At 51.4% G+C, this 14,060-nt stretch carries 14 protein-coding genes, 1 other RNA gene and 1 pseudogene; 9 read left to right on the top strand and 7 right to left on the bottom strand.

Annotated elements, in window-relative coordinates; genetic code table 11:
• Nucleotides 1-321: 321 nt before the first annotated feature.
• Nucleotides 322-600: pseudogene (locus ACTS9Y_RS08190) on the top strand (glutaredoxin family protein); the annotation flags it as partial.
• A gap of 107 nt (nt 601-707) precedes the next feature.
• Here the strand turns inward: ACTS9Y_RS08190 and rnpB are convergent.
• Nucleotides 708-1,073, bottom strand: an RNA gene (gene rnpB / locus ACTS9Y_RS08185) — RNase P RNA component class A.
• A gap of 92 nt (nt 1,074-1,165) precedes the next feature.
• On the opposite strand from rnpB, the gene ung reads away from it, so the two are divergent.
• Entirely contained in the window at nt 1,166-1,849 is a 684-nt protein-coding gene (gene ung, locus ACTS9Y_RS08180; protein ID WP_442585453.1) for a uracil-DNA glycosylase, read from the top strand.
• Nucleotides 1,850-1,992: 143 nt separating this feature from the next.
• On the opposite strand, the gene pyrC is transcribed toward ung, so the two are convergent.
• Complete coding sequence (gene pyrC / locus ACTS9Y_RS08175; protein WP_442585452.1) at nt 1,993-3,027, bottom strand: dihydroorotase; 1,035 nt, start codon at nt 3,025-3,027, stop codon at nt 1,993-1,995.
• A 25-nt stretch (nt 3,028-3,052) separates the two neighbouring features.
• Nucleotides 3,053-3,901: a 16S rRNA (cytidine(1402)-2'-O)-methyltransferase gene (gene rsmI / locus ACTS9Y_RS08170; protein ID WP_442585451.1), complete on the bottom strand. Its 849-nt coding sequence runs from the start codon at nt 3,899-3,901 to the stop codon at nt 3,053-3,055.
• A gap of 112 nt (nt 3,902-4,013) precedes the next feature.
• Here rsmI and ACTS9Y_RS08165 point away from each other — a divergent pair, with 112 nt between their 5' ends.
• The 3 genes from ACTS9Y_RS08165 (at nt 4,014) to ACTS9Y_RS08155 (ending at nt 5,407) form a co-directional block, all read left to right on the top strand.
• Nucleotides 4,014-4,370 carry a YraN family protein gene (locus ACTS9Y_RS08165; RefSeq protein WP_442585450.1) on the top strand — a complete coding sequence of 119 codons (357 nt, stop codon included), beginning with the start codon at nt 4,014-4,016 and terminating at the stop codon, nt 4,368-4,370.
• Between the two features lie 128 nt (nt 4,371-4,498).
• Nucleotides 4,499-5,083 carry a BON domain-containing protein gene (locus ACTS9Y_RS08160; RefSeq protein WP_442585449.1) on the top strand — a complete coding sequence of 195 codons (585 nt, stop codon included), beginning with the start codon at nt 4,499-4,501 and terminating at the stop codon, nt 5,081-5,083.
• 30 nt (nt 5,084-5,113) lie between these two features.
• Complete coding sequence (locus ACTS9Y_RS08155) at nt 5,114-5,407, top strand: DUF3579 domain-containing protein (RefSeq protein WP_379034482.1); 294 nt, start codon at nt 5,114-5,116, stop codon at nt 5,405-5,407.
• Here the strand turns inward: ACTS9Y_RS08155 and ACTS9Y_RS08150 are convergent.
• Complete coding sequence (locus ACTS9Y_RS08150; protein WP_442585448.1) at nt 5,394-5,900, bottom strand: TlpA disulfide reductase family protein; 507 nt, start codon at nt 5,898-5,900, stop codon at nt 5,394-5,396. The two genes, ACTS9Y_RS08155 and ACTS9Y_RS08150, sit on opposite strands and share 14 nt — an antisense overlap.
• A gap of 259 nt (nt 5,901-6,159) precedes the next feature.
• Between ACTS9Y_RS08150 and trxA the strand changes: the two genes are divergently transcribed.
• From trxA to ACTS9Y_RS08130, 4 genes are all read left to right on the top strand, one after another.
• Nucleotides 6,160-6,486 carry a thioredoxin TrxA gene (trxA, locus tag ACTS9Y_RS08145; protein ID WP_019883507.1) on the top strand — a complete coding sequence of 109 codons (327 nt, stop codon included), beginning with the start codon at nt 6,160-6,162 and terminating at the stop codon, nt 6,484-6,486.
• Between the two features lie 83 nt (nt 6,487-6,569).
• The gene (rho, locus tag ACTS9Y_RS08140; protein WP_379034478.1) at nt 6,570-7,829 is read left to right on the top strand and encodes a transcription termination factor Rho; all 1,260 of its coding nucleotides are present in this window, start codon (nt 6,570-6,572) and stop codon (nt 7,827-7,829) included.
• A 104-nt stretch (nt 7,830-7,933) separates the two neighbouring features.
• Nucleotides 7,934-8,134: a 50S ribosomal protein L31 gene (rpmE, locus tag ACTS9Y_RS08135; protein ID WP_379034476.1), complete on the top strand. Its 201-nt coding sequence runs from the start codon at nt 7,934-7,936 to the stop codon at nt 8,132-8,134.
• A gap of 127 nt (nt 8,135-8,261) precedes the next feature.
• Complete coding sequence (locus ACTS9Y_RS08130) at nt 8,262-9,929, top strand: ArnT family glycosyltransferase (protein WP_442585447.1); 1,668 nt, start codon at nt 8,262-8,264, stop codon at nt 9,927-9,929.
• Nucleotides 9,930-9,950: 21 nt separating this feature from the next.
• Here the strand turns inward: ACTS9Y_RS08130 and ACTS9Y_RS08125 are convergent, their stop codons facing one another.
• The 3 genes from ACTS9Y_RS08125 to fdhF are packed head-to-tail and all read right to left on the bottom strand — an operon-like array spanning nt 9,951 to nt 14,049.
• Nucleotides 9,951-10,169, bottom strand: a complete 219-nt coding sequence (locus ACTS9Y_RS08125; protein ID WP_442585446.1) for a formate dehydrogenase subunit delta — start codon at nt 10,167-10,169, stop codon at nt 9,951-9,953.
• A 59-nt stretch (nt 10,170-10,228) separates the two neighbouring features.
• Nucleotides 10,229-11,128, bottom strand: a complete 900-nt coding sequence (fdhD, locus tag ACTS9Y_RS08120; protein WP_442585445.1) for a formate dehydrogenase accessory sulfurtransferase FdhD — start codon at nt 11,126-11,128, stop codon at nt 10,229-10,231.
• Nucleotides 11,128-14,049, bottom strand: coding sequence for a formate dehydrogenase subunit alpha (gene fdhF, locus ACTS9Y_RS08115; RefSeq protein WP_442585444.1), 2,922 nt, complete (start codon nt 14,047-14,049; stop codon nt 11,128-11,130). Before fdhF ends, fdhD begins: the two co-directional genes overlap by 1 nt.
• Between the last annotated feature and the right edge of the window lie 11 nt (nt 14,050-14,060).

Below are 14,060 nucleotides of genomic sequence, written 5' to 3'. Positions count from 1 at the left end.
CTGTCCTTTTTACACTTTGCGTTGGTTTATGAGAAAATTTCCCACAATTCAACACAAAATCACCCTTTTGCACACTATAGATAAAATAAAAGTGCTTGGCAAGCACTTTGGTGGAAAAATTTCTTTAAAGACAAAGACTTACGCCATTTTAACAAGTTACTTTAAATCAATATATTGGCGCACTAAACAAACAAATTCGTTTAATAAAAATAGCTATCTCATTGAAAATATTGAATAATTAAAAAATGTTAGTTTTACTGCTATTTTTTGCATGAAAACTGGTCGAATATTCAGCACTTAATCAGGATTATCCGCAAACTGATGTCACACAAATTGAAGTTTTTCCTGATAGGGATAGGCATTTTATTAGTCATGGAATGGCGCTCGCTTTCCTATTACCTGTTTCCACCACCGGATTTTGGCCACGGCACAGTCACGCTATATGCCACCGACTGGTGTCCCTACTGTGAAAAGACCCGACAATTACTCGAGAGAAAGCAGATCACATATAAAGAATACAACATAGAGACTTCAGAAGAAGGCAGAAACCAATACCAGCGCCTGGCCGGAAAAGGCGTGCCGGTCTTGCTGATAGATGGAGAAGTGGTGCGCGGGTACAACGAGAGAACCATCATTGCCGCACTGGCGCATTGGCAAAGCAGCCAGACGCAAAGCAACAAACGCAGACTGAAAACAAAACAGAAGGAAAGTGAAGCCAACCGATAAGCCGGGTTCTGTAACTACTTGCGTAGACGACAGTCATTCCTCTAGGCGTGCAATTACTCACACACTCAAGCTATCTACCCGCTGGCAGCGCGAGCCACGCCTTATTACTTGCGTAAAATGCCAGCCTATTTGATATTGCTGCAGATGGAGGTTACCGCGTTTCACCCGTTTCGACGCAAGCTCGCAACAAGTTGCTCCCAGGTCGAACCGACTCGTCTCTGTGGCCCTATTCCTCACCTTATACTGTTACCAGCTTTCAGCGTACGGCCGTTAGCCGTCATCCCGCTCTGTGCAGCCCGGACTTTCCTCCCCTTGCTTGCACAAGCGGCGACTGTCTGGTTGGCTTCATATCCATTTTAACATGCCGCAAGCTTGCGACACTCCTCATCTGCAAGGCATCGTATAATTTCAGAATCGAATCCTTTACAAACCATATATTATGTCTCAAGAAAAAACCGGCCAACTCGATCCTTCATGGCAAGCCAAGATTGGTGATGAGCTTGATAAGCCTTACATGCTATCACTCAAGACTTTTTTGCAGCAGGAGAAAGCAGCAGGCAAAACGATTTACCCGCCCGGATCGCTGATTTTCAATGCTTTTAACCATGCCCCATTTGACCAGGTACGCGTCGTGATCATCGGGCAGGACCCTTATCACGGACCCGGGCAAGCGCATGGCCTGAGCTTTTCTGTGCAGACAGGCGTCGCCTTGCCGCCATCGTTGATGAATATCTTTAAGGAAATACAAGCCGATATAGGCATCCGCATGAGTGGCAGCGGAGATTTAACGCCCTGGGCAGACCAGGGGGTTCTGTTACTGAATGCGACGCTGACTGTGCAGATGGCAACGGCAGGTTCACATCAGAACCGTGGCTGGGAGCAGTTTACCGATGCCGCCATCGCCGCCCTGAATGCAGCGCGTGAAGGAATCGTGTTTGTATTGTGGGGAAGTTATGCGCAAAAGAAAGGGGCCATGATAGACCCCAATAAACATTTGATTTTAAAGTCAGTACACCCGTCACCGCTCTCGGCACATCGTGGCTTCTTTGGTAACCGGCAGTTTTCCCAAATCAATGACTATCTTGTTTCGCGCGGTCAGACACCAATCAACTGGCAACTCTAGATGTTAGCAGTTTGGGCCGACTGACTGTTTACATGCTTTAAGCCGCCAACGCGAATCTGTTCTGTTGCATACAGTCACCCTTAAGGGTTAGTGAACATGCGCAAGCTTGCGTGACTCATCACCGATGATCCAAAATTAAGGCGTTATACCAATTTCCAGGCGATGGTTTGCCCGGCACGTAATGGCACCAGCACATCGCCTGCAAATGGGATACTTTCCGGCACCAACCAGCTTTCCTTGTGTAAAGTGACCTTGCCAGTGTTGCGCGGTAACTGATAAAAATCAGGCCCATAAAAACTGGCAAATCCTTCCAGCTTATCCAGCGCGCCGGCTGCTTCAAAGGCTTCAGCATATAACTCAATCGCAGCATGGGCGGTATACATACCGGCACATCCGCAACTGGCTTCTTTGGCGGATTTGGGATGCGGTGCGCTATCGGTGCCCAGGAAGAATTTAGCCGAACCCGAAATCGCTGCTTTTACCAGCGCCTGCCTGTGCGTTTCGCGCTTGAGCACTGGCAAGCAATAGTGATGCGGGCGAATGCCTCCGGTAAACATGGCATTGCGGTTCATCAGCAAATGGTGCGCAGTGATAGTCGCAGCCAGATTGGCTGAACCTTGTGCGACAAATTCGGCAGCATCTTGCGTGGTGATATGTTCAAACACTACTTTCAGGCCAGGAAAATCCTTCAGCAGCGGCTGCAAATGGCGCTCGATAAACACCTTTTCGCGGTCAAACACATCAATTTCGGCATCCGTGACTTCGCCATGAATCAATAACGGCAACCCCAGCTTTTCCATTTCTGCCAATACGGCGGCACATTTGGCCAGGCTGGTGACCCCGGAATCGCTATTTGTGGTGGCACCCGCCGGATATAATTTCACCGCTTTAACGACACCATCCTGATGCGCGCGCGTGATTTCTTCCGCCGCCATATTGTCGGTCAGGTACAAGGTCATCAGCGGCTCAAAATCCAGGCCTGCCGGCAATGCCTGCCGGATGCGGTCATAATAACTACGCGCGGCCTCGGCTGTGGCGACCGGCGGACGCAGGTTGGGCATCACGATGGCGCGGGCGAACTGCCTGGCGGTATCAGGCAATACGGCTTTTAAAGTGTCGCCATCCCTTAAATGCAAATGCCAGTCATCGGGGCGGGTGATTGTCAGTTGGGTTGTCATCTTGTAAGTTATCGTCTTAAAAAGTTTATACGGCAGCCTTGAATGCCAGTGCTGCTTCATAGAGTTCGTTTTTCTTATGGCCGGTAATATCGGTGGCAAGGGCAACCGCCTGCTTCAACGGCAGTTCCTGTAACAAGCGTTTGAGGATGCGCTGGGTATTTTCGTCCAGCCCCTCTTGTTTTTCAGCGGGTGCCGGATGGATCAGTAGCACGAACTCGCCACGCTGCTGGTTGCTATCCGCCTCTAACCAGCTTACGGTCTCGGTCAAGCTGCTGGTGTGTATGGTTTCAAAAGTCTTGGTCAGCTCACGCGCCACGGTCAGCAAACGCTCACCGCCAAAGACGGTGAGCAGGTCTTGCACACACTCAACGATACGATGCGGGGCTTCATATAACACCAGGGTCATCGGGGCAGCTTTTAAGGTTTCCAGCCGCTTGCGGCGTTGCGACCCGCTGGCTGGCAAAAAACCTTCAAAGCAGAAACCGGATTGCGTAATACCGGAGGCAGATAAAGCCGTAATCACGGCACTGGCGCCGGGGATGGGCACCACTCTCAGCCCTGCCGCTCGCACCGCCTGCACCACTACGGCACCGGGGTCACTCACAGCCGGCGTGCCAGCATCTGTCACCAGCGCGATCGACTCGCCTGCCTGCAAGCGTTTGAGCAAGGCTTCTGCCGAATACTGCTCGTTGTGCTCATGCACTGCGACCAAGGGCTTGCTGATGCCAAAATGACGTAGCAAGCCTACGCTATGCCGGGTATCTTCAGCCGCAATCGCATCTACCTGTTTCAGGGTTTCCAGCGCGCGCAGGGTGATATCCCCCAAATTGCCGATTGGTGTTGCCACCACATATAATGTACCCAACTCACTCATGCCGCTATTTTAAGGCATAGAGGGCTTTTCGCTAAGTAATATACAAATGCGCATATAGAATTAAAGATTAAAGAAGTAAATACCATAGAAAGTTAACCAGAGCCTGGCAGAGATGAAACTGAACCTGAATAATAAAGGCATTGCGGCTGAAGCAGCGGCTGCCAGTTTTCTCAAACAGCAGGGGCTGATCCTGCTGGAACAAAACTATAGTTGCCGCTTTGGCGAGATCGACCTGATCATGCGCGACCAGCAGTCGCTGGTGTTCGTAGAAGTCAGGCTGCGCAGCAACCTTAAATTCGCCAGCGCCGCCGACAGCATCCACTCGCACAAACAGCAAAAGCTCATACGCGCTGCCCAGCATTATCTGCAGAATCTGGCCTCCAGCAGCCCGTGCCGGTTTGATGTGGTGCTGTTTGACAATGCGAGTTACGAGTCGCCCAACTGGATTCGTAATGCAATCGACACATAAAAAGCGTAGAATTTTATTTATTACCTGCTGTCACACTACACATCGTCACGACTTGCCTCCTGAACCCAAGCAGTCTCGTGGACCCAAGTTTTTATCGTAGAACGTTTTATCGCAGAACAAGGAACCTCATGAATCAAAAAATTCACGCCAAAAAAATCTCCGTTATTGCCATGTTATTGATCAGCACACAACTGAGCGGCTGTTTCCCCGCGATTGTAGGCGGTGCGGCAGCAGGCGGCGCCATGGCAGCAGATCGCCGCTCTTCGGGTATTTATGTAGAAGATGAAAATATCGAGCTTAAAACCTTGAAACGTATTTCCCAGTACATGGATAAGTCTTCGCATATCAATGTGACCAGCTATAACCGCATTGTGCTGCTGACCGGTGAAGTGCCGAATGCGGGCCAGCAAACACAGGCCGAGACACTGACACGCGAGATTGCCAATGTGCGTGATATCCATAATGCCATTACTGTCGGCTTTACTTCTTCTATCAGTGATAGAAGCAATGACGCTTACATCACTACCAAAGTGAAAGCGCGCTTCCTCAGCGAAAACCTGTTCCCGGCCAACATCGTGAAAGTGGTCACCGAAGCGGGCGTGGTCTACCTGATGGGCATTGTCTCAGAAAAAGAAGCCACTGATGCGGTGGAGATTGCCAGAACGACCGAAGGCGTGAGCAAAGTGGTAAAAGTCTTTGAATACTCCAAATAAATTTTAATACCCAAGTTTTAAGGAAACTGAATGGAAGACCAGGAAATCATCATTCAAGGCATCACGCTTGCCGGAAAACCCTTTCGCCCCAGCGATTGGGTGGACCGGATGTGTAGCACTTATGCCAGTTTTGGTACCGATAAAAAATTGCGCTACTCGCCTTATCTCAAACCAAAACTGGTGAATAATGTGCGCAGCCTGTCAGTAGATATGAAGCTGAAGCAGGTCAACCCTGAAGGCTTTGAGCAACTGATCCAGTTTGCCAAGGAGAACCAGTTGAGCATCATTAACCCGGCTGGTGAAGCGGTGACTATCGAGTCTTAACAGCCTTGATATCCGCCAGCGCGGCGTCTCTCAGCAACTGCTCTAACCAGTGTTTGCTGACAGCGCCGCGTTTTACTTTATATAGCCGCCCATCCGGGTGGTATATATAAGTGGTCGGTAATACTTCAGGCTGTGGCAAGGGTTGCTTTTGTGCGTCCCCCAGAATAACCGGGTATGAGATCAGCATGTCCTCGGCAAAATCCTTTACGGATTTTTCGCTTTTGTACTGCACGGCCACACCCAGCACCATGACATTTTGCTGGCGGTGCTCATCATAAAATGCCACTAGTTCCGGCATTTCTTCCAGGCAGGGTGGGCACCAGGGTGCCCAATAATTCACCACCAGCCAACGGCCTTTGTACTGAGACAGCTGGTGGGATTTGCCTGCCATGTCCTGCATGACCAAGGTAGCGGAAGATTCAGCCATCAGGCTAGTCACGCACAGCAATCCAAGCAAGCCCATGATCCATTGCCGGTAAATGTTATGTTTCATTAAATCCCATCAGCCGATATTAACGGCCTGCTCTTGAAAACCACACTATGGGCACCATCATAGTATATGTATAGAAAAAGACTTGATTCTGCTGGAAATGTGTTGCTATACTTATCGCAAACACATTTAGTAATTTCATATTTTCAGCAAATTACTAACTCAAACAATTTAAGCCAAACAATTTTTTAGCACCAAATAACCAGAATTATTCTGTTTAATTCCACTCTATTTATTCTCCACCCATTCTTACGAGGCAATAATGAGCGACAACATTACCCATTTAAGCGATGCCAGCTTTGAACAGGAAGTTTTACAATCGACGGTTCCCGTATTGGTTGATTACTGGGCAGAGTGGTGTGGCCCTTGTAAAATGATTGCACCTATTCTGGATGATATCAGCAAAGAATACGCTGGCCGCCTGAAAGTTGCCAAACTGAATATCGATGATAACCAGAATACGCCGCCTAAATACGGCATTCGTGGCATCCCTACTTTAATGCTGTTCAAAAACGGCAATGTAGAAGCCACCAAAGTAGGCGCATTGTCCAAGTCCCAACTCAGCGCCTTTATCGATAGCAATATCTAAGACATCCTACCCGGTTTCAAACAGCCTCGAAACCGGGTTTTTCAATCCCACTCTCCGGCGTCTCTCAATCTAGCGAGTCACTCATGCACTTATCCGACCTCAAACACCTCCCTGTTACCGAACTGGTAGAAATGGCCACCAGTAACGAAATCGAAAATGCTAGCCGCATGCGCAAGCAGGACCTGATTTTTGCCATCCTGAAAAACAAAGCAAAAAAAGGCGACAGCATTTTTGGAGATGGGACGTTAGAAGTCTTGCCTGACGGCTTCGGCTTTCTGCGTTCGCCAGATACTTCTTACCTGGCCGGTCCGGATGATATTTACGTTTCGCCTTCGCAGATCCGCCGTTTTAACCTGCATACCGGTGACAGCATTCAGGGTGAGATCCGCACCCCTAAAGATGGCGAGCGTTATTTTGCATTAGTCAAAGTTGACAGCGTTAACGGTGAAGCGCCAGAGAATACCAAACACAAGATCCTGTTCGAGAACCTGACACCCTTGTTCCCGACTGTACCGTTGACCTTGGAGCGTGAGATCCGCGGTGAAGAAAACATTACCAGCCGCATGATCGATATGATCGCGCCTATCGGCCGCGGTCAGCGCGCGCTGTTGGTTGCCAGCCCCAAGAGCGGTAAAACTGTCATGCTGCAAAATGTGGCGCACGCAATTACCGCCAACCATCCAGACTGTGTACTGATCGTATTGCTGATCGACGAACGTCCGGAAGAAGTGACCGAAATGACCCGCTCTGTACGCGGCGAAGTAGTGGCCTCTACCTTTGATGAACCAGCCACGCGTCACGTGCAAGTGGCTGAAATGGTGCTGGAAAAAGCCAAGCGCCTGGTGGAACACAAAAAAGATGTCGTTATTTTGCTGGACTCCATCACCCGCCTGGCCCGTGCTTACAACACAGTGATTCCTTCCTCCGGCAAGGTATTGACCGGTGGTGTGGATGCCAATGCGCTGCAAAAACCCAAACGTTTCTTTGGTGCAGCCCGTAACGTTGAAGAAGGCGGCTCACTGACCATTATCGCGACCGCGCTGGTAGATACCGGCTCACGCATGGATGATGTGATTTACGAAGAGTTTAAAGGTACAGGCAACATGGAAATCCACCTGGATAGACGTATGGCCGAGAAACGTATCTACCCTGCCATCAACGTCAACAAATCCGGTACCCGCCGTGAAGAACTGTTGCTGGATAAAGATGTACTGCAAAAAATCTGGGTGCTGCGTAAATTGCTTTACCCGATGGACGACCTCGAGGCGATGGAGTTCTTGCTCGACAAAATCAAGGCCACTAAAACCAATAACGACTTTTTTGACAGCATGCGCCGGGGCTAACCCGCCAGCGCGCAAAAATTATTTCCATGCATCTATTGATTAATAGAATGAATTGGGTGATAATCGCGCGCTTACCGCAACTGCTTAAAGATTAGAGAGAAAGCATGAAAGCCGACATTCACCCAACATACCCTGAAATTAACGTCACATGTAGCTGTGGCAATAAATTCAAAACCCGTTCTACCAGCAGCAAAGACTTGAACATTGAAGTATGTTCACAGTGCCACCCTTTCTACACTGGCAAACAGAAGATTGTGGACACCGCTGGTCGCGTTGAGAAATTCCGCCAAAAATACGGCATGTAATTGGGTGGAATGTATATCAAAAAAGGCAGCATGGCTGCCTTTTTTGTTTTCAACGCATGCTGGCGAGTCTTAATGTTTGCGTTAAGATAACAGCATAAAATACCTTACACGAGCACACCGCTGACACATGCAGTTTTTTATTGATCACGACTGGCAGGAAAACATGGCAACCCCGCGCGCCAAAGTGGGGGAACGCGCCAAAACACACTTGCTGATTCTGCTGTGTGCCATCTGGCTGTGTGTAGGCCTGATCGGCCATTCACCGTGGAAACCGTTTGAGTCGCAATCTGCCAGCATTATTCAGAGCCTGATCGAGCATCCATTCCTCTCTACCCTCAGTTGGACAGATGGCCACTGGATTGCCCCAGTCTCTGCCGGCCATCCTGCGCTCGAGACACCCCCCCTGTTTTACTGGGTCGCCACCGGATTCTCACAAGCACTCTCTCCGCTATTACCCATTCATGATGCCGCACGCCTCAGCGTGGGTATCTGGATGCTTATCACACTGTTGATGATGGGCTTAAGTGGCCGTGAATTGTGGAACCTGGGTGCCGGACGCCAGACCAACTTCATTTTCATTGGCTGTCTGGGCCTGGTCGTCAGCGCACATACCATCATGCCGGAGGTGTCGGCGCTCAGCGGCATCAGCATGGCATTTTATGCACTGACACTCGTGCTACGCAAGCCAGTACGCGCGATGTGGTTACTTGCTGGCGGCTTGCTGATCGCCTTTTTATCAGCAGGCCTGCTCCCTGCCGCCATGATTATCGGCAGCACCATAGGCGTGCTGTTTTTACCCGTGATGTGCCAGCATGCAGGGGCAAAACGCGCCTTATTGTCAGGCCTGGCACTGGCACTGCCAGGTATTTTATTGTGGTGCTGGTTATGCCAGCAGTGGGCACCCGGATTGTGGGCGGGCTGGTGGCCGACGCAGGTGAGCATACAGATACCAAGCAAACACTTATACTTTTTGCGCACACTGGCCTGGTATGCCTGGCCAGCTTTGCCGCTTGCCATGTGGGGCATCTGGCGCTTCAGGCATGCTGTGCTGCACACCTATCGCTTCCAGTTGTGCCTGATTTTCTTTATCGTTGCATTCATCCTGATCGGTTTTTTTAGTGACCGCAGTGAAGTCAATGCGCTACCGCTGCTGATCCCACTCACCGCCCTGGCGGCAGGGAGTATAGAAACGCTTAAACGCGGCGCGGCTGGCGCCTTGAACTGGTTTGGCCTGATTCTGTTCGGCCTGTTGATAGCAATCGCCTGGCTAGGCTGGTGGGCAATGCTCACCGGCAACCCGGTCAAACTTTACCAGCGCCTGGTTTACTTATCTGGCCTGCAAACCATACCACTGAGCGTGTTATACGGGACGATTGCGGTAGCAGTGACGCTGATCTGGCTGTCTGGCGTCATCCGTTCCAAGCACTCTAACCGTTCCAGCGCCACCAACTGGGCGATCGGCATGACCTGCGCCTGGACAGTGTTTATGAGCTTGTGGTTACCGATGATAGAAGCCGCGCGCACTTACCAGCCGATTTTTGAGGATTTGCGGCAGCACTTGCCAACGCACTATCGCTGCATCAGCAGCCATAATATCGGCTCTTCACAATCTGATTTACTGCATTATCACGCGGGCATCCGCCTGGCAGCGGAGCCTGCCGCCTGTGACTTGTTATTGATTGAAGACCAGCCTGGCAAACGGCACGCATCACCGGGTGCAGAATGGTCGCTGATCTGGGAAGGCGAGCAAAGTCGCCAGAGCAAAGAGTCTTACAGGTTGCTTCAGCGCCGTTAATCGATTAACGCACGCGCAGATTCAAGCCTGTATATGCTGTTGAATGGCAGCGAGCACCCTGGGGTGCAACCCGGCGCCCTGCTGTTGTTGCACATAGGCCACCAGCGATTTAATCATCACCGAGTTCCAGAATTTTTTAAGATGCCCGGCGATCTCCAGCTTGGCATCTTCTACATCCGGATTCGCCTCAAAAAAATCACCGATCTGGTTGGCCATTTTGATTAATTTGTCTACTTCCATCTCGCACTCTTTTCAACTCAACAATAGATGACCAACACCTGGGCACCCATAAAAACGTATTAATCAGAGGGTGCCAATACGCCGTGATACACCACACACTGTGTTGGCCTGGCAAAACCGACCAGTAAAAAATCGTAATCCTGTGCCAGGCTGACGGCCAGTGCCGTCGGCGCCGAGATAGCAACCAGCGCCCGCCCGCCTGTCATCGTCACTTTCTGCACCATTTCGTAGCTGGCCCGGCTAGTGGTTAGCACCCAGTGCTGGCGCCATAATCCGCTGAAATCATGCGATTGCCGCAACAATGTTCCTATCAGTTTATCCAGGGCATTATGCCGGCCTACATCCTCACGCACCTGCAACACCTGCCCCTGATCATTGGCGATTGCACAGGCATGGGTAGCACCGGTGAGCTGCTGCAGTGGTTGCTGGGATTTCAACTGCGCCATGGCGGCATCAATGACTGGCAATGACAAAGAAAGCATAGGCGCTTTAGCCTGCGCAGGCATTTTGAATACCTGTTCCAGGCTTTCGGCACCACACAAACCACAACCGGTACGCCCGGTTAAGTTACGCCGCTGCTCTTTAAGCGCCGCAAACTGCGCAGTGGCTAGCTCGATATGCAACTCAATGCCACGCAACTCGCCGTTGCCATGGTGGATCGCTTTTGCATCTATGCCATAAATCTGCGCCCGCTCGCTAATAATGCCTTCGGTGTATGAAAACCCATAGGCAAAATCTTCCAGATCCGCCGGGGTGGCCAGCATCACCACATGCGAAATGCCGTTATAGACCAATGCAATCGGTACTTCTTGCGCGAGCGTATCAATAATGCTGCTTGGTTCTTGTGCATCTCGCCAGCGCGTAACTGTGAATTCACGCACCGTTTCATCGGCAGTGACGGGCTGCCAGTCACTGCTTGCATCCTCAGAGAGGCAACTATCCACTTCAACTTGCGCCATCAGGAAACAACCGTCTGCGGATCCATTCCGGACAATTCAATCTGAGTGTCGCTAAAGTTGCGATACTCTTTCTGCCAGTCAGATAACTGATTCACTTTAGTGACTTGCACAGCCGTGACTTTATATTCAGGGCAATTGGTCGCCCAGTCAGAGTTGTCGGTGGTGATCACATTGGCACCAGATTCCGGATGGTGGAAAGTGGTATAGACCACGCCCGGCTGCACTCGCTCGGTGATCTTGGCACGCAACACGGTTTGACCGGCGCGACTACTGATCCCGACCCAGTCACCTTCTTCGATACCGCGATCCTGAGCATCATGCGGGTGGATCTCGATCTTGTCCTCAGGATGCCACACCACGTTTTCAGTACGCCGGGTCTGCGCGCCGACGTTGTATTGCGACAGGATACGACCAGTCGTCAGGATCAGCGGGAATTTGCGATTGACCCGTTCTGTAGTCGGCACATATTGCGTCACAAAGAACTTACCTTTGCCGCGCACAAATTCTTCCACATGCATGGTAGGCGTGCCAGCGGGTGCTTCATCATTACATGGCCACTGGATACTGCCCATTTCGTCGAGTTTCTTAAAGCTGACGCCATTGAAGGTTGGGGTAAGCGCTGCGATCTCATCCATGATATCGCTGGCGTGCGTGTAATGCATGGGGTAACCCAATGCCTCTGAGAACCTGGCTGTAATTTCCCAATCTTCCAGGCCGGCCTCGTGTTTGCCATCATCTCTGAGGCCATTTTTTGGCGACATGACTTTGCGCACCGGCGAAATACGGCGCTCGGCATTGGTAAAAGTCCCATTCTTCTCCAGGAATGAAGCACCGGGGAAAAACACATGGGCAAATTTGGCGGTCTCGTTCAGGAACAAATCCTGCACGATGACACATTCCATGCTTTCAAGCGCATGTGTGACGTGCTGGGTATCCGGGTCAGATTGCGCAATGTCTTCACCTACGCAATAGACGGCTTTAAAGCTGCCTTCTGCCGCCAGGTCCAGCATATTCGGGATACGCAAGCCAGGGTCAGCACTTAATGTCACGCCCCAGGCGGCTTCAAACAATGCGCGGGTTTCGTTATCCGATACATGGCGATAGCCGGGGAATTCGTGCGGCATGGAACCCATGTCACAAGAGCCTTGTACGTTGTTCTGCCCACGTAGCGGGTTGACGCCTACACCTTCGCGACCAATATTGCCGGTCGCCATGGCCAGGTTGGCGATGCCCATCACGGTAGTCGAACCCTGGCTATGCTCGGTCACACCCAGGCCATAGTAAATAGCGGCATTGCCGCCGGTGGCAAACAGGCGTGCCGCTTCGCGTATTTTCTGTGGGTCCAGCCCCAGATCTTTCGCCAATGCTTCGGGGGAGTTTTCTGGTTTGGCGACAAAATCACGCCAGGCGACGAAAGAATCCCACTCACAGCGGGCTTTGACAAAGTCTTCCTTGACCAGGCCTTCGGTCACCACCACATGCGCTAGGGCGCTGATCAATGCCACATTGGTGCCCGGACGCAGATTCAAATGATAGTCAGCACGGATATGCGGTGAGTTTTCCACCAGGTCGATCGCGCGCGGATCGGCTACAATCAGCTTGGCGCCTTCACGCAGGCGGCGTTTCATCAGTGAGCCGAACACCGGGTGACCATCGGTGGGGTTGGCACCCATCACAAAAATCACATCGGATTTCATCACTGAGTCAAAGGTTTGCGTACCGGCCGATTCACCCAGCGTTTGCTTGAGGCCATAACCGGTAGGGCTGTGGCAGACGCGTGCGCAGGTATCTACATTATTACTGCCGAAGACGGCCCGTATCAGCTTCTGTGTCACATACACTTCTTCATTGGTACAGCGGCTGGAAGTAATGCCACCGACCGCATCCTTGCCATATTTGGCCTGGATACGTTGAATCTCGCTGGCGGCATAGTTGATTGCCTCATCCCAGCCGACTTTTTGCCAGGGATCATGGATACTCTTGCGTATCATAGGGGTAGTAATGCGGTCCGCATGGGTGGCATAACCCCAGGCAAACCGGCCTTTAACGCAGCTATGCCCATGATTGGCCCCGCCTTCTTTGGTCGGCGTCATACGCACGACTTCTTCGCCTTTCATCTCGGCATCAAAGCTACAACCTACGCCGCAATAGGCACAGGTGGTGGTCACGCTATGTTCTGGCGTACCTGCCTCAATCACGGTTTTTTCCATCAGGGTGGCGGTAGGGCAAGCCTGCACACAGGCGCCACAGGAGACACATTCAGATTCAAGGAAATTCTGGTTACCGGCGGATACCTTGCTGTCAAAGCCGCGGCCCTGGATCGTTAATGCAAAAGTGCCTTGTGTTTCTTCACAGGCGCGCACACAACGCGAGCAAACAATGCATTTTGACGCATCAAACGTAAAGTAAGGGTTGGATTCGTCTTTCGCCTGGCCGAGGTGGTTCTCACCTTCATAACCGTAACGGACTTCACGCAGGCCGACTGCACCCGCCATATCCTGCAACTCACAGTCACCATTTGCGGCACAGGTCAGGCAATCCAGCGGATGGTCGGAAATATATAATTCCATCACGCCGCGGCGTACATCGGCCAGTTTTGGTGTTTGCGTTTTGACTTTGATACCAGAAGCCACCGGTGTGGTGCACGAAGCCGGGTAGCCGCGCCGCCCTTCGATCTCGACCAGGCACAAGCGACAGGAGCCAAAGGCTTCCAGCGAATCGGTGGCACACAGTTTAGGCACGGTCACGCCACTCAATTGCGCGGCATGCATGATAGAGGTGCCTTCCGGCACGGTCACTTCCACACCGTCAATGTTCAGCGTCACCATCACATCACTGTCAGACCTAGGCGTGCCATAGTCTTTGTCCGCATCGTATTTCAGGACTGTTGGGTGGGTAGGGGTATATTTGATGTCATCCATAATGTCACCTC

Origin of the sequence: Methylophilus sp., assembly GCF_052173275.1 — a bacterium.
GTDB lineage: Bacteria > Pseudomonadota > Gammaproteobacteria > Burkholderiales > Methylophilaceae > Methylophilus.
This window is presented reverse-complemented; position numbering and strand designations above follow the sequence as displayed.